14 protein-coding genes and 1 pseudogene are annotated in these 20,726 nt (G+C 40.3%); 4 read left to right on the top strand and 11 right to left on the bottom strand.

Going from position 1 to position 20,726, the window contains the following annotated elements; genetic code table 11:
* Positions 1-5: 5 nt before the first annotated feature.
* Positions 6-1,148: a sensor histidine kinase gene (locus AC6CIB_RS11375; RefSeq protein WP_498280752.1), complete on the bottom strand. Its 1,143-nt coding sequence runs from the start codon at positions 1,146-1,148 to the stop codon at positions 6-8.
* Between the two features lie 550 nt (positions 1,149-1,698).
* Here AC6CIB_RS11375 and AC6CIB_RS11370 point away from each other — a divergent pair.
* The 3 genes and pseudogenes from AC6CIB_RS11370 (at position 1,699) to AC6CIB_RS11360 (ending at position 4,686) form a co-directional block, all read left to right on the top strand.
* Positions 1,699-2,343 carry a YigZ family protein gene (locus AC6CIB_RS11370; RefSeq protein ID WP_498280750.1) on the top strand — a complete coding sequence of 215 codons (645 nt, stop codon included), beginning with the start codon at positions 1,699-1,701 and terminating at the stop codon, positions 2,341-2,343.
* A 371-nt stretch (positions 2,344-2,714) separates the two neighbouring features.
* Positions 2,715-3,776 carry a glycosyltransferase family 4 protein gene (locus AC6CIB_RS11365; RefSeq protein ID WP_044338402.1) on the top strand — a complete coding sequence of 354 codons (1,062 nt, stop codon included), beginning with the start codon at positions 2,715-2,717 and terminating at the stop codon, positions 3,774-3,776.
* 440 nt (positions 3,777-4,216) lie between these two features.
* Positions 4,217-4,686: pseudogene (locus tag AC6CIB_RS11360) on the top strand (SRPBCC family protein).
* Positions 4,687-4,702: 16 nt separating this feature from the next.
* Here the strand turns inward: AC6CIB_RS11360 and AC6CIB_RS11355 are convergent.
* The 4 genes from AC6CIB_RS11355 to galU all read right to left on the bottom strand — a co-directional run bounded on the left by AC6CIB_RS11355 (position 4,703) and on the right by galU (position 10,096).
* Positions 4,703-6,520 carry an LTA synthase family protein gene (locus AC6CIB_RS11355; RefSeq protein WP_498280748.1) on the bottom strand — a complete coding sequence of 606 codons (1,818 nt, stop codon included), beginning with the start codon at positions 6,518-6,520 and terminating at the stop codon, positions 4,703-4,705.
* Between the two features lie 173 nt (positions 6,521-6,693).
* Positions 6,694-7,830, bottom strand: a complete 1,137-nt coding sequence (locus tag AC6CIB_RS11350) for a glycosyltransferase family 2 protein (RefSeq protein ID WP_498280746.1) — start codon at positions 7,828-7,830, stop codon at positions 6,694-6,696.
* Between the two features lie 72 nt (positions 7,831-7,902).
* Entirely contained in the window at positions 7,903-9,213 is a 1,311-nt protein-coding gene (locus tag AC6CIB_RS11345) for a UDP-glucose dehydrogenase family protein (protein ID WP_498281386.1), read from the bottom strand.
* Between the two features lie 10 nt (positions 9,214-9,223).
* The gene (gene galU, locus AC6CIB_RS11340) at positions 9,224-10,096 is read right to left on the bottom strand and encodes a UTP--glucose-1-phosphate uridylyltransferase GalU (RefSeq protein WP_498280744.1); all 873 of its coding nucleotides are present in this window, start codon (positions 10,094-10,096) and stop codon (positions 9,224-9,226) included.
* Between the two features lie 319 nt (positions 10,097-10,415).
* Here galU and AC6CIB_RS11335 point away from each other — a divergent pair, with 319 nt between their 5' ends.
* On the top strand, positions 10,416-11,216 hold the full coding sequence (locus AC6CIB_RS11335; protein WP_498280742.1) for a glycosyltransferase family 2 protein: 801 nt from the start codon (positions 10,416-10,418) through the stop codon (positions 11,214-11,216).
* A 764-nt stretch (positions 11,217-11,980) separates the two neighbouring features.
* Here AC6CIB_RS11335 and AC6CIB_RS11330 read toward each other — a convergent pair.
* The 6 genes from AC6CIB_RS11330 to AC6CIB_RS11305 all read right to left on the bottom strand — a co-directional run bounded on the left by AC6CIB_RS11330 (position 11,981) and on the right by AC6CIB_RS11305 (position 20,639).
* Positions 11,981-12,949 (bottom strand): hypothetical protein, encoded by a 969-nt coding sequence (locus tag AC6CIB_RS11330; protein ID WP_498280740.1) that lies wholly within the window; start codon positions 12,947-12,949, stop codon positions 11,981-11,983.
* A gap of 5 nt (positions 12,950-12,954) precedes the next feature.
* The gene (locus tag AC6CIB_RS11325; RefSeq protein ID WP_498280738.1) at positions 12,955-14,328 is read right to left on the bottom strand and encodes an O-antigen ligase family protein; all 1,374 of its coding nucleotides are present in this window, start codon (positions 14,326-14,328) and stop codon (positions 12,955-12,957) included.
* Between the two features lie 63 nt (positions 14,329-14,391).
* A complete protein-coding gene (locus tag AC6CIB_RS11320; protein WP_498280737.1) occupies positions 14,392-14,745 on the bottom strand; it encodes a hypothetical protein in 354 nt (117 codons plus the stop codon).
* A 672-nt stretch (positions 14,746-15,417) separates the two neighbouring features.
* Entirely contained in the window at positions 15,418-17,691 is a 2,274-nt protein-coding gene (locus AC6CIB_RS11315; RefSeq protein WP_498280735.1) for a SpoIID/LytB domain-containing protein, read from the bottom strand.
* A 62-nt stretch (positions 17,692-17,753) separates the two neighbouring features.
* Complete coding sequence (locus AC6CIB_RS11310) at positions 17,754-18,566, bottom strand: hypothetical protein (RefSeq protein ID WP_498280733.1); 813 nt, start codon at positions 18,564-18,566, stop codon at positions 17,754-17,756.
* 12 nt (positions 18,567-18,578) lie between these two features.
* Complete coding sequence (locus AC6CIB_RS11305) at positions 18,579-20,639, bottom strand: cell wall-binding repeat-containing protein (protein WP_498280731.1); 2,061 nt, start codon at positions 20,637-20,639, stop codon at positions 18,579-18,581.
* Positions 20,640-20,726: the final 87 nt, after the last annotated feature.

The raw sequence follows: 20,726 nt of genomic DNA, 5'->3' as shown, positions 1-20,726 counted from the left end.
AAAATTTACTTATTAAGTGGAACTTGGATCAGTATGACCGTTCCTGTTCCTACTTTTGAGTCAATCGTGATGTCTCCTTCAAGAAGGTCGACACGTTCTTTCATCCCCATGATGCCAAAGGATCCTGTTTTTTGTTTATCTTTGTCGAATCCTTTGCCGTTGTCTTTGACAACAACTGTTATTTGGTCTTTCTTTACTTCTACTTTAACATGAATATGTGTCGCTTCAGCGTGCTTAAGTGCGTTTTGAACACTTTCTTGTACTAATCGGAACAGAGCGACTTCGAATTTGGAAGGAAGTCTGATATCGAGCCCCATATTCACAAACTGAATCGAGGTCTCCTGGTTATACTCTTCGATTGTACTCAAGTATTTTTTGAGGGTCGGAATTAACCCCAGGTCATCTAGTGCCATTGGTCTGAGGTCGTAAATGATGCGACGAACCTCGTATAGGGCTGAGCGGACCATCCGTTTGAGGTCGCGGATTTCTTTAATGGCATCGTCTGTCCCTTTTTCACGGTATACGCGTTCGATCAGATCCGAACGCATTAAGACGTTGGCCATCATTTGAGCAGGACCATCATGAATCTCACGGGATAAGCGTTTCCGCTCGTCCTCTTGTGCCTCGATGATTTGAAGTCCGAAATCCTGACGCTGCTTCGCATCCTCCAGTGCCTCATTCACTTGCCTTAAGTCACTATTTAAATAAGTGAGAACGACGGATATTTGTGAGCAAAGGTTTTCTGCCCGTTCAATCGTGTCCCCCAGTGTGTGTAAGCGCCTTTCCAATTCATCCCGGCGATCTCTCAGCTGCTTTTCTTGCTGTCTATTCATGGATAGCTTCATTTGCAGGTCATGAGCCTTCTCATACGCTTCTCTTACCTGATCTTCTGAATAGGTTTGAAAATGTTTGCTTACTTCAGAAAGTCTGAGTCGGGCGAACTTCGATTTCTGTTGGAGGTGATCTCCTTCATCAATCACTTTCAAGACCATTTCTTTCACTTCCAACAGTTCTTTCATCAAATCTTCATAATCAGTTCGACATTGCTCGCCAATCTGGAAGATTTCATCCTTACTTTCGTCAACCGTATCGACCATCTTTTTCAGGATGCTATCTAACATCTTGGTGTCTATTTTTTTAAGTGACACGGTACACCCCTCTTTTGTTCCACAATAGTAGTCAACCCAGAATAAAGTTCATGTAAAACTATATTTACATAGCAATAATCGGCATTTTCAGCTTGTGCTTCAGTCTTTTCAATGAAACCTTAGACCTACCACTCACCTATAAATCCGTACCTATTATTAATTCCATGTATAATGACAAAACTCCTTTATTCATCTAGGCATATTCCTATGTAATACCTCTACCAAGGGATCATTCGCTCCAGGAACATAAGAGAATGAATGGGAATTATCTAGACCATTCGACTTCCCTTTCAGAGCTTTGGAACAACTGAAGTATTACTATCAGCGTCCATTATACCATGTCATATATTGTCGGAGATTAAAGTTTGATTACATTGTATTACCATTATTTCATGGAGAACCAGTTTTTTTCCGTATGTATTCGGATATTGATATTTATTTATGTGCAATCCGTTCTACTTTTATATATAGTAGATATAGGATGCAAACAGAGATTAAACGCGTATTTCGCCATTATTCATACATAAGGAAACGGAAAGGAGAAACCTTATTGCTACATCACTATAATACCGTCAAGGGTTACCAAGAACATGAAATCAATATAGAACGTTCCAGGTTCATCACTTATGTAAATCGGGTGGAATCAGAAGAGGCAGCACATGAGTTCATCGCAGCCATTAAGAAAAAGCACTCGGATGCCAATCATAACTGTTCTGCTTATATGATTGGTGAACATAATCTGATCCAGAAAGCGAATGACGATGGTGAACCTAGTGGGACTGCCGGAGTGCCGATGCTGGAAGTGTTAAAGAAGAGGGATCTTAAAGATACCGTTGTCGTGGTCACCCGTTATTTCGGTGGTATCAAGCTTGGCGCCGGCGGACTTATCCGTGCATATGGACGTGCAACTTCCGAGGGGTTGAATGCTGCCGGTATTGTGGAAAGAAGCTTGATGCGTATCATGAAATCCACGATTGATTATACGTGGTTAGGAAAAGTTGAAAACGAAGTGAGATCCTCCCAATATCAACTGAAAGACATTCATTATCTGGAAGCTGTAGAGGTTGAAGTCTATGTCGAGGAAGCCAATAAATCTGCGTTCATCGAGTGGATGACGGAGCTGACAAATGGACAGGCTGACATAATGGAAGGCGATGTGGAATACCTTGAAACACCTGTTGATACCAACTCGTAAATATATTTACATTGGAAAAAATTTTTTTCTTACAAAGCCATCATTAAACTCATACTAATCGTATAGAAGTAACACGGAAAAATGACTCTTTAGACGGATAGAGAAATATACTTTTTTCGCCTACAATGGTGAAATTAATTGGACATCCTAACGTTTAGATTCACTTGGTTAATGGGTAGTAGTAAATTAACTTGTTACTTTTTGAAACTTTTCACTAAAATACGACGTCTAACTAAGAAAGCCTCTGCTTTTTTTGACATAATACCCACTACGCATTTTAGTAATTGTTCCCTTAAAAAAATTGTTGCACATCATTAAATATGTGGTATTCTTACAATTGGAGTGCCCATAGAAGAAAAAGAGGTGAACGAATGTACTCTCTAATTGATTTTGTAATTGCTTTTGCTATTTCTTTAGTTGTTTCTGTAGCAGTGACTCCATTCGTAATCAAATTCGCCAAGCGATTTGGCTTTGTCGATAAACCAGACCATCGAAAGGTTCATAAAGGGCTGATGCCTCGTGTGGGCGGCTTGTCGATTGTCATTGGTGCATCAGCTGGCTTGTTGTATTTGAATGATCTAATTGCTCCACTTTGGCCGGTCATTCTTGGGGGAGGAATCATCCTGATCGTAGGGATCCTTGATGATCGCTTTACCCTATCACCAAAAGCTAAGCTCGTTGGACAAATCCTGGCAGCTTGTATCGTCGTGTTTGCCGACTTTAAAATTGACTTCATTACTTTGCCGTTCGTGGCAGAGCGTATATATTTAGGGAATTTCAGTTATGTGTTCGGCATTCTGTGGATCGTTGGAATCACCAATGCCATCAACCTGATCGATGGACTGGATGGACTGGCAGGCGGAGTATCCGTTATTGCCATGACTTCCATTATGGCTCTTGCAGCTATGAATGGTCAATATATGGTCGTTGCCCTTACCGTTATCTTAATCGGAGGGACCATCGGATTTCTATTCTTTAACTTCAATCCTGCGAAGATCTTCATGGGTGATACGGGAGCATTATTCCTTGGCTATTGTATCTCTATTATCTCACTCCTTGGATTGTTCAAGAGTGTTACGATCTTCAGTTTAGTTGTTCCAATTATCATTCTGGCTATACCGATTTTCGATACGTTTTTTGCGATTATCAGACGTATCCTGAATAAGCAAAAGATTTCAGCACCTGATAAATCTCATTTACACCATCGCTTACTGGCAATGGGCTTCTCTCACAAAGAAACGGTCTTGATCATTTATGCGATTGGAGCATTTTTCGGACTATGCGCGATTCTTTTCACTCGATCAACTCTTTGGGGAGCTATTTTATTCTCCGCTGTTCTGGTGATTATCATTCAGTTAACAGCAGAAGTGGTTGGATTGATCGGGCAACATAAGCCTTTGATCAATACGATGAAGAAGTTACGCGAGAGATAAGCAGACGCTTTCGTTTATGCGTGGAAAATACTAGATTAGTAGAAAACCTTGGATGATTATCCAAGGTTTTCTTTTTGATTTGTTGGTTAAGGTCAAGATTAGAACTGAATTGAGACATTTATTTTTAAGATTGACTTTTTTTATCTGAAAAGGGTTTCGGGGTGGGGAATGACTGCTGGATGTAAGGATGATATTCGGATAAGTACAGTCTTCACGGGATAATTGATCCTTTTTTCACTACAATTAATCCTGATTTCGGATAATTAAACCATCTTGGGAATGATTAATCCTGAATTTGATTAATTAAACCTTTTTTCAATTAATTGATCCTTCGTGTCGAATTTTCTTGCAAAAGTGTTCGATACATCAGGACCGCCCCCCCCCATCTCAAACAACCGATCGTCCGAAACTAACGTTTAAGAAAAGGAGTTGACTCTATTTTGCCCACCATTCGTCAAATCACGCATATAAACGCTCCTGTGTCCGTTTGTTTTGATTTAGCCCGGCATTGTGGATATTCATACTCAAACTACCTCTAAAACGAAAGAGAGGGCTATTGGAGGCGCACATGCGGATTATTAGAGGTTGGAGATACCGTCACATGGGAAGCCGTTCAATTTGGCGTTAAACAGCGGCTGACGGCTCAAATTGTCGAAATGGACGCTCCCCATTCGTTCACAGACGTGATGTGGTAAAGGTTGCTTTTAAATCCTTTACTCATATCCATGAATTTCGTGAACAGGAAAATGGCACAATAATGAAGGACATATTCTCTTATAAAGCTCCTTTGGGCTTACTAGGGACGCTTACAGACAAAATCTTTTTAAAAAGGTACATGCACACATTCATCGAGATGAGAGCAAACGAATTGAAGAAGATCGCAGAGCAAAAAAACACTCCTACCTCATGAGATAGGAGTGCGATGGTTATTCTTTTTCTTTTTCCTCAAAGTAATTACTTCTGATGATAAGATCCGATACTTGCTGTGCTTTCAGTTCGAATTCCTTCTTCTCTTCTGCCAATTCACGATCGGATTGAATGATATTCTCAAGTGGAATAACGGCAAAACTGTCATCAGATGTAAGCATATTTCTTCCCATTACGACATCTTCATATTTCTTTTCCTCAATGCCCATTACATAAGCCAGAGTAGGATAGATATCGACTTGACCATAAGCTTTGTCTAATTCCAATGGTTCCATTCCCGGATTGTAGAGGATGAACGGCACCCTGCCCTCTTCATCAATTCCTTCAACCTTAGGATTTTCTTTCATCATTTGATCCTTGTAGCTGTTCTCGAAAGCAGCGTGATCACCGAAAATGGCAATCATGGTGTCATCGAGCATATCTTTCGCTTCCAGATCCTCTAACAGCTTCCCTACTGCCATATCCGTGTAATGAATCGATTGAAGGTAGTGGGCGGCCGAGGTGTTGCTATATTGCTCTTCAAATTCAAGACCCCTGTATTGTTCCGGCATCACGAACGGCGTATGACTGGTCAGGGTAATCAGGTAGCCGTAGTAAGGCTGCTCCTGCTCACTAAGGAAATCAACGGACTGATGGAAAAATTCTTCATCACTTAAGCCCATTCCGATTTTTTCGCCTTCTTCATAATCTTCTATGGCATGATAATGATCGATATCCAAATGAGGATATGACTCGCGTCGATTCCAATAAGTGCCTTCGTCCCCATGAAAAGCAAAAGTTGAATACCCTTTCTCTTTCAATAGGCCGGGAAGCGTTGTGTAATCATTCGTCGGATATCGGAAAAATGTACTCCCCTCAGCTACCGGAAGCAGGGACGTATTCACGACAAACTCCGCATCAGAGCTTCTCCCGCCTTTCGTTTGAGGATAGAAGTTCTGAGCATAGATACTGTTCTTCAACAGTTTGTTCAGGTTGGGTGTGACTTCTTTCCCATTCACCTTTTTATTCAGCACCCAATTTTCAAGGGATTCGAATTGCAGAATGATGAGGTTTTTACCTTCTCCGACTCCTTCGTACTTATTATTTAAGTATAGTCTCTTTTCTCTAAATTCTTCTTTATTGCCAAACCAATCTTTGACTAGAGCTTCTTCTTCCTCGTTCAAGTCAATGTAACGGTTGTTTTGATAAAACAGGTACATATCCAGCACACTGTATTGAAGCGGATTAAACTTCAATATGTAATCATAGCGATCGTAAATTTTAAAGATTTGAGCATATGGAGTGCCATCGACATAGTGATTCTTCAATGGCTTCACAGCAAGAATGCTGAAACCTACAAGAAAAAGTATGATAAAGGTTTTCCATTGCACCTTAGGAATCGAAAATGATTTCTTTTTAGTCAGAATGAGCAATATGATGATATCTACTACAAATAGGACATCCAGCCCGTTGATGAGTTCCATGATGCTCGGTCCTAATCCTGATAGATTTGACGTCTGCAGCAAGGCAAAGAACGATAAAGGTGTTCCAAAATAGCGGATATACCATAACTGAGACAGCAACAGGAAGGTAGCTATTATATTGAGCCCGATGATGGCCGTCTTCCTAGACCACGTTTTTAACAGAAACACAAAAGAAAATAACATCAAAATACTACCTGGAAGTGTCACAAATAAGCTTTTCACTTCAAATAGGCCTTTTCCTAAAAATAAATAAAATAGCACTACTTTAATGGAAAGACCAATGGCAGAGATGAGCAGGAGTTTGTCTTGCCATATGGATAGCAACGCCTGTTTTAGCTTGTTTACTAGATTCATAATCTTAATACCTCGTTTACATAATTGTAATAAAATTTTAACACTTTTCCCTTTACTTATAAAGTCAGGATTTGACATTTTAGTGTAGAAATCGACTTTATTAGAGATGGACACGATAAATAAATACGCGAAAAAACCCGGTTTGAGTAGGCTCAAACCGGGTTTTATTTCCATTATCTACTAGTTGGTGTCCATGTCGCCTGTCTCTTACCCGAGATCGCTCTCAGTGTACCGAGGAAAGCTGCATAGTTTACCAGGCAGAAGTAGTAAGGGATATACGTTATTTTGTTGCTCGTCACTTTGCCTAATAGTGCGAGGATATAGAATACCCATTGTAAGCCGAACATGACTTGATATAATGGCTGATCCAGCAGGAAAAGATTAATGATAAAGATCGCAATCATATAGTAAGGAACAAGCCATCTTAAGAATTTATGAGACATGTATTTATAGAAGAAATCGAAATTCCTAAATGGATTCAACACATGCTTGTAGCTCATGATTCCTGTGAAGCTTCGGGTTACGATACGAACTTTCCGGCCAAATTCTTCTGATGATTTTGGTGAGGTCTCTTCCATCGTAATCGCATTCGGTTCATAGACGAATCTCTTTTGCTGGTTGATGATAATCAGTGGGTTTTGCATATCATCCCCAACGTTCGGATTCATTTCTTTGAATAATTCTTTACGCAGGGCATAGATTGAACCATTTGCAACGATTGTCGTACCTGTTGCCGTCTCGAGCATTTTCAAGAGCTTCTCATACTTCCAGTAAGCACCCTCTGATTCTCCAATTGATGAGTTTGTTGGATTGGTTAATCTAAGCTCACCACAAACTCCACCGATTTCTTCATCTTTAAAATGCTTCACTAAATGATGAACGGCATCCTTATTATAAAGAGAGTTCGCATCGGAGAATACAAGAACTTCACCCGTTGCCAGAGGGACGGACTTGTTCAGTGCGGCAGTCTTTCCTTTTCTTCCTTTTACGACATTCAACTTCACGTTCGGATATTTCGCCACGAACTCATTGACGATGTCGTTCGTTCTGTCGGATGAATCATCTGACACAACGATGATCTCAAGTTTGTCTTGTGGATAATCAAGATCCACAGAGTTTTGTACTTTTTCAGCGATGACTTTCTCTTCGTTGTATGCTGCGATAAAGAGCGTTACCTTTGGTTCATAACCTGCATCCGTGATTTGATTCTTTTTGACAACTCCTGAAATGAGTTTCAGCAGGATCGGATAACCGGCATAGATATAAACCGAAAGAAGGATCAGCAGCCAAAAGATTATTTCTAGTATCATATCATGACTTCCTCTCATCTATCCTTATATACCAATTGAAGGTGGACCCTGATGAAGGATCCACCTATCATGTTATGCTTTGATCGTTTTTCTCCCGATTGACGCGTAGTAGTATCCGTTCTCTTCCATGTGAGCAGGATCAAAGATATTACGTCCATCAACGATTACTTTGCTGTTTACTAATGTAGCTACTTTTTCTAAATCAAGCTCTCTTACTTCATCCCACTCTGTTAAAATCAGGATGGCATCTGAGTTTTGGATCACTTCATATAGATCTTGACCTGTACGGAGGTTTGGAATAACCGCCTTCGCATTTTTCTCTGCAATGCGATCATAAGCAAGAATTTCGGCTCCAAGTTCATGCAGTTTAGGAATGACATCAACAGAAGGTGCGTCCCTCATGTCATCTGTATTCGGCTTAAACGCAAGACCCAGGACAGCAATTTTCTTGTTTGTCAGGTCACCATCGAAGGCTTCTACCAGCTTGTCTACAACCTTAAAGCGCTGAAGACCATTCACCGCTTCAACTTCTTTGACGATTTTGAAATCGTAGCCTACTTGATCAGCAATCTTTACAAGGGCACTTGTGTCTTTAGGGAAACAAGAACCTCCGTAACCGATTCCTGCGTTCAGGAATTGAGGGCCGATACGCGGGTCATACCCCATTCCCTCTGCTACCTTCGTCACGTCTGCTCCAACAAGCTCACATACGTTTGCCACTTCATTGATGAAGCTGATTTTCGTTGCAAGGAACGCATTGGACGCATATTTGATCATTTCAGATGTTTCAATATTTGTCACGACGATATTTTTGGTAAAAGGAGCATGTAATTCCTTCAGAATCGCTTCCGCTTTCTCAGATTCCACACCAATGACCGCTCTTTCCATATTCACCGTATCGTAAATGGCCGATCCTTCACGAAGGAATTCAGGGTTTGATGCGACATCGAATTCTTCATGTCCGACAACATCTTTGATGACACTTTTTATCATGGCACCTGTTCCCACTGGAACCGTACTCTTTGTCACGATCACTTTATAGTCATGCAGGTGCTCTGCAATCGAGCGGGCAGCCGCTTCGATATATTGCAGGTTCGCTTCACCATTCTCTTTTGGAGGAGTTCCAACCGCAATGATAACAAGGTCCGCCTCCTTCATTCCTCCAGCATAATCCGTGGTGAAGGATAAGCGACCTTCGCTGATATTCTTTTCTACTAATTCGGTTAATCCCGGCTCGTATATAGGAATGATCCCATTTTTCAGGTTCTCTACTTTTTGAGCGTCTATATCCAGGCAAGTCACGTTATTTCCGGCATCACTGAAGCACACGCCAGAAACAAGTCCAACATAACCCGTACCAATTACACAAATATTCATCTTAATTTCTCCTTGTTCATTCTGAAATGATGTCTTTTAACCAATCTTTTAATGGACCTTTAAGGTCATCTCTCATTAAAGCAAACTCTACTGTTGCTTGAACAAAGCCGTATTTGTTTCCAATATCATATCTTTTACCATCAAAAGAATATCCGTAAACATTTTGCTTAGTATTTAATTCTTGAAGAGCGTCTGTCAATTGAATTTCATTTCCTTGACCAGGCTCCAAGTTTCCTAAAATATCAAGTACATCCGGTGTGAGAACGTAGCGCCCCATGATAGCCATATTAGAAGGAGCATCTTCTAATTTCGGCTTTTCCACCAGTCCTTTGACTTTGAAAAGAGGACCTTCGTTCGTAGGGTCTTCTACGTCGATAATACCATATTTGGATACGTCCTCGTCAGGAACTTCCTGTACGCCGATGATGCTTGATTCTTTCTCTTCGAATTCATCGATCAATTGTTTAAGACAAGGTTTCTCAGAAACCACGATGTCGTCTCCAAGAAGGACTGCGAAAGGATCGTTACCGATGAATTTTCTGGCACACCAGATGGCATGTCCGAGTCCCTTTGGCTCTTTTTGACGAATGTAGTGAATGTCCGCCAGATGAGAGATTTGTTTGATTTGCTCGAGCTCATCGTATTTTTCTTTCATTGCCAGCATTTCTTCAAGCTCTAAAGACTTGTCAAAATGATCTTCGATGGCGCGTTTTCCACGGCCAGTTACAATCAGGATATCCTCTATCCCGGAATTTACAGCTTCTTCGATAATATATTGGATTGTAGGTTTATCTACAATTGGTAACATTTCTTTCGGCTGTGCCTTTGTTGCTGGTAAGAATCTCGTACCTAAACCTGCAGCCGGGATAATCGCTTTTTTTACTCTCAAAGAACTCACCTCTTAGTTTTGTGTAAATCAATTCTTCTTATTCTGGTTCGAAGTCTTTTTAGTAGTGTCTGCAGATTTCGGCTCCTTTACGCCTCGTGATGAGAAAACGTCCGACCAAATTTCTTTGCTCTTGCGTTTTCTCACCAAGTGTCTACCTTTCAGCTTTCCTATGAAAGGCGAGTGAAACTTTGGTTTCACTCGAATGAGCCAAAATCTACTAAAATTCATGTGTATTATACCATATGTTCTTGTTTTCTTAATCTCACAGGTTTAATGTGCTATAATATAGCGAGTAATTTCAGATGTGAGGATGAAGAAAATGATTAGTGTAATCGTACCAACTCTTGGAACGAAGCCAGAGGAACTGAAACGATTGTTTGAAAGTCTTAATAATCAAGTATATAAAGACTTCGAAGTCATTATTGTATCACAAGACAATCACAATTATATTACATCCGTTTTAAAAGATGTTAACTTTAAATACAATCATATTGAAATTGATCGCAAAGGGTTGTCACTTGCCCGAAACGTAGGTATTGAGCATGCCAATGGAAGCATTCTGACGTTTTCAGATGATGACTGCTGGTATAATGACGACTCGTTTCAGCTTGTGGTGGATTACTTCGACGAGAATCTTGAGACCGATGTCGCATGCTTCCAAATCTATGATCCGATCCAAGGCGTTTACTATAAAGAATATGACGAAGAAGAGCAGAAACAGGTTACAACCGGTAAGCTGTTGAAGAAGTCTTCTATCGAGATCTTTATCCAAACGGCGAATATCGAGCGTTCCCTGATTCGATTTGACGAGAAGTTCGGCTTAGGTGCGATCTATCCTTCTGGGGAAGAAAATGTCTTCTTATTTGATTTAGCCAGAAATAATAAGTCCATCAGCTATTATCCAAAGATTGTCGTAAATCACGAGAAGCCTGAGATGCAAACCCGTTTATATGAAAAGTCATTTATCGGAAAAGGGCCGTTGTTTAAGAGAATGTACAATACCCCTACTGCAGTTGTTCTATTGACCCTTTTCTTTTTAAAGAAGTATCGTCATTTAGATGAGCCGTTTGGGTATTATGGTAAAGCGATTAGAGAGATTTTCAGGTATGAGAAGAAATAGTGTTTGTTCGATTCGATTTGATTTGCGGCGGGTGCCAGATTGTTGGCGCCTGCCGTTTTTGAGTATGTAATAGATCGATTTTCTTCCATTCTGGATTGATTTTTCTTTTAGATTGTCCTTTTTTGGGCTGGGAATGTGGTTTAGACTGGCTTAAGGGCCGATTCGGGTGATGGATCGATGAGTGGATATGGTCTTCGGACGATAATTGATCCGGTTTTGAATGGAATTGATCCTGATTTACGATAATTTATCCTGTTTTAACTTTATTAATCCGGAATTTAATTTATTGATCTTAATTTCGAATAATTGAGCATCTGTGTCGAATTTTCTTTATCTCTGGAGGTGCAGATGCCTCCAAAATGGATCCCGTCTTCATCAACAGGCAGTTCCTTGGTCTTTGAAAAAGCGTATCTTTGATTTTAGGATAAATTGGGATGCTATTGATCGATTTTCGTTCATTCTGGATCGGTATATCTTTTAGATTGTCCTTTTTCAGCTGGGGTTGTGCTGTTTGGGTAGGTTGCGGGCCGATTTGGGTGATGGATCGATGAGTGGATATGGTCTTCGGACGATAATTGATCCGGTTTTGAATGGAATTGATCCTGATTTACGATAATGAATCCTGTTTTGGCTTTATTAATCCGGAATTTAATTTATTGATCCTGATTTCGAATAATTGATCATCTGTGTCGAATTTTCTTTATCATTTGCCGGATACAGAAATAAAGAGGTGCACCCCACTTGCCCGGGTGCACCTCAAGAAATCACTTCTCTTTTAAAATGACTTCTGTAATCATGTCATTTTCTTTCGTTAACTCCAACTCATTTTGTTCGAGATCGAGCTCATTTTCAAGATCACCATGGATCTTTTCGAATTCCGCGGCCGGAATGTTTACTGGGAACTTGATTTCCACGAGTCGCTTATCTTCGTTTAATCCCACAAAGGAGTTGAACTCTTTGTAGTAGTAGAAGTATTCAATCTCGCCTTTCCCTTCAAAGATGTAAACAGGATCACCATACTTACCGAACAGGTTCTTTTCTGAATACCCTATTGGAAGAGGTGTTTCTGGTAAGAGGCCTGCGTCCAGGTATTGCAGGAATTCATCGGATAGTACCTTTCTGTTGTTCTTCTCGTAATCGATTCGGAAGCTCAGCATACCGGACTTTTTGAGAAGCTCTTCGTCTGTTAACTCCAGAAAGTCTTCCGTCGCCAGCTCTTCATTCAAAGCACTTATTAACTCGACAATTGGAATTTCTTCTTGAGCCAATAATACTTTTGTAATCTTACCCTCTTCTACTTCGAATACAATGCTTTGTTTTTTAATAATCATATACACGTACGATTGTGCAGCATTTTCATCTGCTTTATATTCAAACATGTCCAGCTCTAAGTTATTGTCAATAACCTTTTGGAGGTCATCTCCTACATTAATCGTCTTAGAAATCTTGAACTTTTTATTGGACGTGATCAGGTAGTCTGCTTCGCCGCCTGTGAAGTGAACACGAAGCTTCTGTTCTGAATCATCCAGTACTTCATCCTTGGATTCAGGATCTTCAAGAACCTTGAATACTTCTTGATACCTTTCTCCTAAGCCAAAATTCAGGAGTGAATATTCGTTTCCGACCGATTTATATTCACTTTTTTGCACCTCTTTTGTTTTCACGCCAACAATAATGCCAAACAAAAGAACCACAAAGATCAGATATGAAAGAAAGATTTTGTATGAACTCAACTGTATCACTCCGTTACATTTTGCTTATCTTTGTGTTTCATTTCACCGATTTTCACTAGCACGGCGATAACTAATAGAACTGCCCAGAATCTTGGTGTGACATAATCCGCTCTGTATAAGGATGTAACCATCAGGTGAAAGTACTCTACTAATGCTATGAAGTAGTACATGTTCTTCATGCCGTTCTTCAATAGGAATACGGCGATGGAAATTAAACCTGTTAATAAAAGAAGGAGTCCGATGACACCTTGCTCGAATAGGACATCAATAAACATATTGTTTGCCGAGATGGCCAGGCTCATCTGAGTATGGGGGACAATTTTGGTCCCCGCCAAGAACTCATAAGCTCCCGGTCCGTATCCAAATAGTCCCGATACGATGGAATGATCGAACAGCCACTGGAATGGCATGACGTACATATAAATCCGGCTTGATTGTGTCGGATCAAAAAGGTTATCTCTTCTTCCCCAAATGGGAGAGAAGAATTTTGCCAGTAGATCCGGGTTCACTATATATAGGCCAACGATCCCGATGACTCCCACTAACGGAATCATCCATAGGATTTTCTTTGGGAATCTTGGATGGAACATTAAATAGACCATTAAGAAGCCTATCACCAGTACCAGGTTGAAATAGGCGCTCACGGAAAATGTAAAGGCCAATATGAACAGAGTCGGAATAAGTACAACGACTGCATACACCCATTTACGTTTCACAAACAGGAATGCCAAAATAATCAGATCGATTAAGAACGGTCCCATATAGCTTGGTTCATTTGTGAATGACGTGATCCGGAAATCGAACAGTGTCACTCCTTCTACACTATGAACAAAGGAACGGGTATTTAAATTAAGGAATGGAATGTTGAACATGAAATAAGCAAGCTGCCAAAAGGCTACAGCCACTAATAACAATATAGACAAAGGGTAGACCTTGATGATACTTTCGTTATCCTTTGGCTCATTGACAAGCAAACGGTAGCCGAAGTACACAAACATGAAAAAGCAGAGATAATAGGCAAGTCGTGTAATCATCGAGCTTTTCAAGTAGCTCATATACTCTATACTATTCACTACTGTCGCTGTATAAAAGGCAGAAAGAATAGCCAGTGCCAATGAGATAAGGAATAGAATCAGGAAGCGTTTTAAGTATTTATCAAACTTTGAGGTTTGCGTTAAACGTTTTCGATTGAGTAAGTAATACAGGAATAATAATGAGCCAACCCCCAGTGTCAGCACCGCAGGAACGGGTACGGGGAGAAGCTTGATGTATTTGGCTTGAGTAGAGAACTGGGCGAAGAACAAATATCCGGCCACTAAAATCAAGATGATCTGTTTCAGCCTTGGCTCATACTTGTTCATGAGTGTGGAAAAATTCATACTAAACTCCTCATTGTCTTTTTAGTTTATTGAAGGCCTGTGTTCGCACTAGCGAGAAAAACCTTATTGAATATAGTCTATATCTTTCAGTAAAAGAATTCCGTCCTTCTTCTCCCACTCAGTCATATAAACCAATTCATTTTCTTTATTAAATCGATAGAACTTATTGACAGCTTCGGTATGAAAGTAACTTTTTCTTTGAGATGTCAGTTTCTCTTTAAGATAGTTGAAGTCCGTTTCTGTCACTGTGTTATCAGGACTCAGCATATATTTAAAGGTATCCCAATCCGTGTTTTCAATATTATTGCGAATGTATTGATCAGCTTCCAGAAGGTTTCTGAATTTCAATGGCTGATCACCGCAGCCGCTTAAGAATAAGGCAATCAAAATTAGTAGAATGGCAAACTGTCTTTTCATTACAAACTCCTTTCCTATGAGGACCATCGTCTCTTACGAATTCCTTATTTCCTATGTAAAAAAGGGACGCACCCTGTTAAGTCTTGATAATCAAACAACAATAAAAAATTATACATGAAAAACGATCATTTGAAAATGATTTGTTCCCTACCCCCATAAGCTTTGTCACCCTTGTCAATACTGAAAATGACGCAGATTCTCTATGATTCCGTTATGTTAAATATGTGTTACAAACATGATTTATAGTCATATTTTTGGAAGATTGATCTATATAAGCCAAAGTTACGCTTTTTTAACTACTGGTTATCTGCCTGTGGGCGGGGGTGGGAGTTTGAGTCGGATGGGCTTAAAGCGTAGAAAATTCGACAGGGAGAATCAATTATTTGAAATTCGGATCAATTAATCAAATTCTGGATTAATAAGCGCCAAAACCATACTAATTATCGGGAATTCGGATCCATTACATTCAAAACCGGATCAATTATCGCGCGAAGACTATTTCAACTCATAGATTCATCACCCGAATCGGCCTTCAGGCTAGTCTAAGACCACTTTCCTAGCTGAAAAAAGGCAATCTTAAAGAATAACCCTTCCAAAAGTGAAAAAATCTATTATACTCAATTCCCATTAAAAAAACTGCCATCCCAAAGAATGGCAGTTTCATGATTCGGATTAATTCGCTAAAGCCTGTTGGATATCTTGACGAACAGATTCTGAAATGGCACCTTTACCACCTAAGAAGTAGGTATCGGCTAGGACAGTGCGCTCATCCAGCCATGTTTCTACATGATCCGGCAAGGCATCCTTACGCGTTAATAATAATGGTGATTTCATCGCTGCTGCTAATGAAGACGCAGGCAGGGCATCGATGAAGATGTCTCCGCGCGCGAAGAATAGTGTCTTCTCTTCGAATTTATCACGGTATTTCTCTGCAATGGTTAAGCTCGTGTCGTAACGGTCCAATCCGTATACTCTTGATACATTTGAAGCAAGGTTTGTTAATTGGCGTTCTACTTCAGGAGAAATAGCAGTCTGACCACCAATGATTGTTACTTTATTAATCGTATTCTCTTTCATGTAAGCTTCAACACTCTCATGCAGGGAATCTTTTGTCGTATAAAGAATCGGAATTTGCATCATGCTTGCATATGAAGCAATTGACAAGGCATCTGGAGATTTCTCGTCTTTTGTCACAACAAAAACTTCATCATTATTGTTAATTTCATCTGCCACTTTCACTGCTGTCTCATAACGCTCTTTCCCGCTGATGCGAGTAATATCGGAATCAGAAATGAAAGATAATCCTTTAAGCTGATTCTCTACATTGCCACTGATAGCATTCGTACCACCAAGTAAGTAGACTTTTTCAGGCTGAAGTCGTTTAATTTCATTAAGGACTGTATCTGGAAGTGACTTGGATGTTGTTAATAATAACGGTGAATCCAATTTCTTCGCCAGTACACTTCCTGTTAAAGCATCGATCGATAAATCGCCGCGGCCGATGACAACAGCCTTCGATTTATTTTCCCAGCCATATTCCGATACACTAACACTTGTTTCATAGCGATCAATACCTTTAAGCTCATGAGAATAGTCGTTTAAGTCCAGTTCTCTATTCACACTTGTTGTTGGATAGTAGTAGCCAAGGATGGTTCTGAAGTTGTTTCCTTCTTTCGACATCTGGTAAGCACCGTATTGGCTCATCCCGATTCCGTGACCGAAACCGCCGCCGTTAATCGTATATAGCTCATCCGTCTCGGCAAGGCTCTTCACATAAGGACTCTTCATGATAGATGTCCCCAGCATAAAACGAATGTTATAAGAACGGTCGTTAATCGTTTGGGTTTGCAGTTTGATTGTTTCATCTTCATTCTTCACAAATCCACTATCTTTTTTCTCAAAGTAAGTGAACGATACTGTTCCTTTTAACACATCTGTTGAAGTGAAAGAAGAATCCGGAATATCAAAAGAGACACCCTTAATATCTACAATTTTAATTTCACTCTTATCATCAATATGATTTTTATTTTTCAACCATGATTTCATGTTCGAAATGATCGTTTGATCTTTTTCCTTCACATCCGACCACCAGGCTCCCGGTTTCTTAAGGTCTAATTGACTATCGTCGAATTGAGATTTAGAAAGAGGGACTGCCCAATTTCCATGTGGTGAGATTTTCGCATCATAGATGTCCGGCTTCGTCTCCAGGTAAGGAACTAAAGGTGATCCCCAAACATTTTGATTCGAGAATACTCTTCCCCCATTAGATGAAGAATAAAAAGCTTCAGCATAGTTATCGCCTTTTTTCAGAACTTCACCTTGGGTTTCATTAACCGCTTGAGTAGTATGAGGATTCCAATCATACCCTTTATAGACTTGATCACTTTGGCCATCATAAATCGTCCAGTTCCCTTTTTTCAATACAAACGTTCTGGCCGCGACAGCTTGAGCCTTCAAGGCATCCAGTCCGCCGTTACCGCCCCAGGAAGCAGGCATTTCAGCAGGAACCACGCCTTTTAAGTAATCTTCTAGACTAATATGATTGACGGGTCTCACATATTTACTGGATTCAACTGTGAACTCAACTTCTCCTAAGTATTGCTTGTCGTAATTCCCTTTAATCGTCATGGAACGATCCATCGCTTCTGTAATCGTCGGGATGATCGAAACGTTCCCATCGAACTTTTTCACGAGTGTGGAACCTTTATAAAGAGATAGTTTCCCAGATTCAACCTTCATGGTGTAAGCTACCCCTGGTTGAATAAAAATCGACGTACCCTTTACCTGGTAATCACCATTCGTTGTAAATGGAAGCGCAGTCTTGCTTCCGATATAGTTCTGCAGTTTAACCGAAATCGGCTGCCCCGCTGCACTTGTCCCAAGGGGTGCTGCGATAAGTACCGTGATCACTGTGGAAAGCAATAGCATGGATAGTACTTTCTTCAATGGTATTCCTCCTTGCGATATGTTTTGAGGAAGGCGTTCCAAACCGGAACACCTTCAGAAATTTATAGGGCTTCTACTTTTTTCAAGACTGATTCAATTTTGTACCCTTTGTCACCGGTTTCTTCATATACTTCTTTGATCATGCCGATTCCGGGAGCATAATACATGGTATTGATTGTTTTCACGTTTCCGTTTTTCACCGTATTTCGAACCGCGACGACATTTTCGTACGTGTCGTAAGGAACTTTGACCGTTTCGTCTTCACTGATGATTTCCCATCGAGTGGTGTTGCCTTTTCCTTTACGCTTGATATCGGCCAGCGGCTGCGCTTCTTCATCCGGAGTAAAGTTTTCCAAAATGCTGTCTTTCACGTTTTTGGGGTTACTTTCTTCATACACAACTTGAATGGCATCCTGATCCCATTTAAGAATTTGAAGAGTGACCATCTCTCCTACTTTGAATACGCGCTGAACATGCGTTTCATTGTGATCGACTACCGTCTCCGTCAAGCTGAAATCCTTGTTTTCAAAAGTTTTGACCATGTTTTTTTCTGGCTTCAGCTGTTGGAGTAACAGGTTCACTTCTTCTTTTCCTGATGTTTCATTGTCTTCTTCAGATCCTACTTCTTCTTCAGAAGATGAGTCTTCGGTCGGCTCCTGAGTTTCCTCTTCATCCACTTCTTCCTGAACAGTGGAGTTATCCGACTCTTCATCTAGAGAGGTATCTTCATTCGACGTTTCGCTTTCGACTTTCGTTGAATCAGGTTCTTCCTTCGTTGTTTTCTCACTTGGCGAGGAAGCATTACATGCTGTAAAGACAGTCATAGACAAGATGAGCAGAGTGACTAGAAAGAAATTTTTACGACTGTTTAACACGGGTTGTCCTCCTTAATACAAGACATTCTTCATTTTTGCAATGATGGCGTCATCGACTTTTCCGCCTACTTTAATGACTTCTTTTACGCCACCAGCCGGCTGATACTCAAGGATGAAATCCTCTAAATGACCATCTAATGTGCCGCCTACTAATACGATTGGTGACTTGGTTTTAACAGATAGCGCAGATGCGGTTAAAGCATCAGGGTAATTCGTTCCCGTCGAAACGATGAATTTGTCTGATCCCATCACTGATTTAAATTTCGTCAGCACTTTTGCAAGTGTTTTATAACGGTCCACTCCGGAGAGTCTTTCAACATTGGTTGAATAGCGTCTAATCGATTGTTCAACCGTTGAAGAAATAGCACTTCCCCCACCCAGTACCTTCACTTGCTTTCCTTTTAAATACGATAGAGCGGTAGAATTGATGCTATCTTTACCTGTTAGCACAATCGCCCATTGATTGGCTGAAGCAATCGGTGCAGCTCCAAGGGCGTCCGCGTAATTTTTGCCTGATGCCACGAATACACCTTTTACATTCGTCAGCTTTTTGTTAATTAGAAGATTCGTATCATAGCGATCAGCTCCACCGACTCTTGTAACCGTCAGTCCAAGCTTCGCTAATCGATCTTGAACCGCATTCGAAACGGCTCCTTTACCACCAATCATGTATACTTCTTTCGCGTTCAATCTCGCAAGTTCTTTTTCTACTTGTAAAGGAAGCTGGTCCTTAGCGGTTAATAGAATAGGAGCGTTATCCAATTGAGCTGCCAGAGGCCCTACTGAAAGTGCGTCTGCGAAGTCATATGCGGTTGCTAATACCACCGCTTTTTGTGTTTTGGAGCTGGAGAAACCGTTAGGATAAAGGTCTTTGGAAACCTTAATCGCCGTTTCCATTCGATCAAGGCCAATTAAGTTTGTATCATTAATGAAACGATTGATTTTAACCCCATCGATACTCGACCAAATGACTCCTTTAGAATCAATATCAACCACTTTTAATGGTGTTGCCTTCCATTTAGCGTAATCGATTGCACTTTTGACATCGTAATAAGACCATAAACTTTTACCAGCTTCTGTTTGAACACTGTATTTTTTGGTTAAATAATTTGACCAAAGAATCTTTTCAGTGTGTTCATCTACTACTCTAGTATTCGCCAGACTTTCTGCATATTGAATAGCGTCTTCTTTAATCGGGTAGGTTTTAAGCTTTTCATTCCCTTTTTGATAGACACTGTATTCATTCAAATTCTCGTACACTTTTTTCTGCTGGTATTTATCAAATACATATGTATTAGATTGAGACTTGGAATATTGAATGGCTTCCTCTTTCGTTTCATAGACTTTAAGTCGTTTGTTCTCTGCGCTGTATACTTCATATACTTTGAAATAAGAAACGATTCCATTTTTAATCCCTTCAGCTGCACTATTCTGAAAAGACCATGTCTTAATGAGCGCTTCTTCTTGAGGATTCGACATGTACCCCATTTCCAGTAAAAGCGAAGGCATTTGCGTGTTACGAATCACGTAAAAGGCCTGATTATTCCTCATTCCCTTGTCATTTAAGCCAGTCGAATTCAGGACACTCGGGTGAATCGTTTCTGCTAATCTCTTGGATTCACTGCCGTACGCCACTTGAATCGGGTCGGGCGGATATTCCGCTTCCCAGGCATATTTATGATCATAATGATAGGACTCAAAACCACGTACGTAGGGGTTTGTTGGTGCCGCGTTGTGATGGACTGAAACAAACACCGTTTGATCATTCTTTCCTTTTGCGAATGAATTCGCTATATCCGTACGATCTTGAAGACTCAAATACGTATCTAGATTATCATGAGTCATAAAAACGTTGAATCCTGCTGCATTTAGCTTATCCCTTACCATTTTAGAGATTGCCAGATTGGCATGCTTTTCATAAAAACCAGTTGAATTCCCAGAAAATCCTGCTGTTCCTGAATCCCAACCTCCGTGACCTGGGTCAATGACTACATTCTTCTCAGCTGATGCCAGAATCGGTATGACAAGAAACATAGTCATTGTAACAACAAGCATCGCAATCTTTTTCTTCATTATTATGCATTCTCCTCCATTATATTAAAATTTTCCTTTATTCTACCATTAATATCGGCAATAGTTGACATACTTTTGACATGTTTT

The organism is Rossellomorea sp. GQ25 (genome assembly GCF_059758515.1).
This window is presented reverse-complemented; position numbering and strand designations above follow the sequence as displayed.

Excerpts from the sequence above, each read along its gene's own strand:
- AC6CIB_RS11365 (WP_044338402.1), top strand. The coding sequence starts at position 2,715 with ATGTACTCTCTAATTGATTTTGTAATTGCTTTTGCTATTTCTTTAGTT.
- AC6CIB_RS11355 (WP_498280748.1), bottom strand. The coding sequence starts at position 6,520 with ATGAATCTAGTAAACAAGCTAAAACAGGCGTTGCTATCCATATGGCAA.
- AC6CIB_RS11350 (WP_498280746.1), bottom strand. The coding sequence starts at position 7,830 with ATGATACTAGAAATAATCTTTTGGCTGCTGATCCTTCTTTCGGTTTAT.
- AC6CIB_RS11335 (WP_498280742.1), top strand. The coding sequence starts at position 10,416 with ATGATTAGTGTAATCGTACCAACTCTTGGAACGAAGCCAGAGGAACTG.
- AC6CIB_RS11325 (WP_498280738.1), bottom strand. The coding sequence starts at position 14,328 with ATGAATTTTTCCACACTCATGAACAAGTATGAGCCAAGGCTGAAACAG.
- AC6CIB_RS11320 (WP_498280737.1), bottom strand. The coding sequence starts at position 14,745 with ATGAAAAGACAGTTTGCCATTCTACTAATTTTGATTGCCTTATTCTTA.
- AC6CIB_RS11305 (WP_498280731.1), bottom strand. The coding sequence starts at position 20,639 with ATGAAGAAAAAGATTGCGATGCTTGTTGTTACAATGACTATGTTTCTT.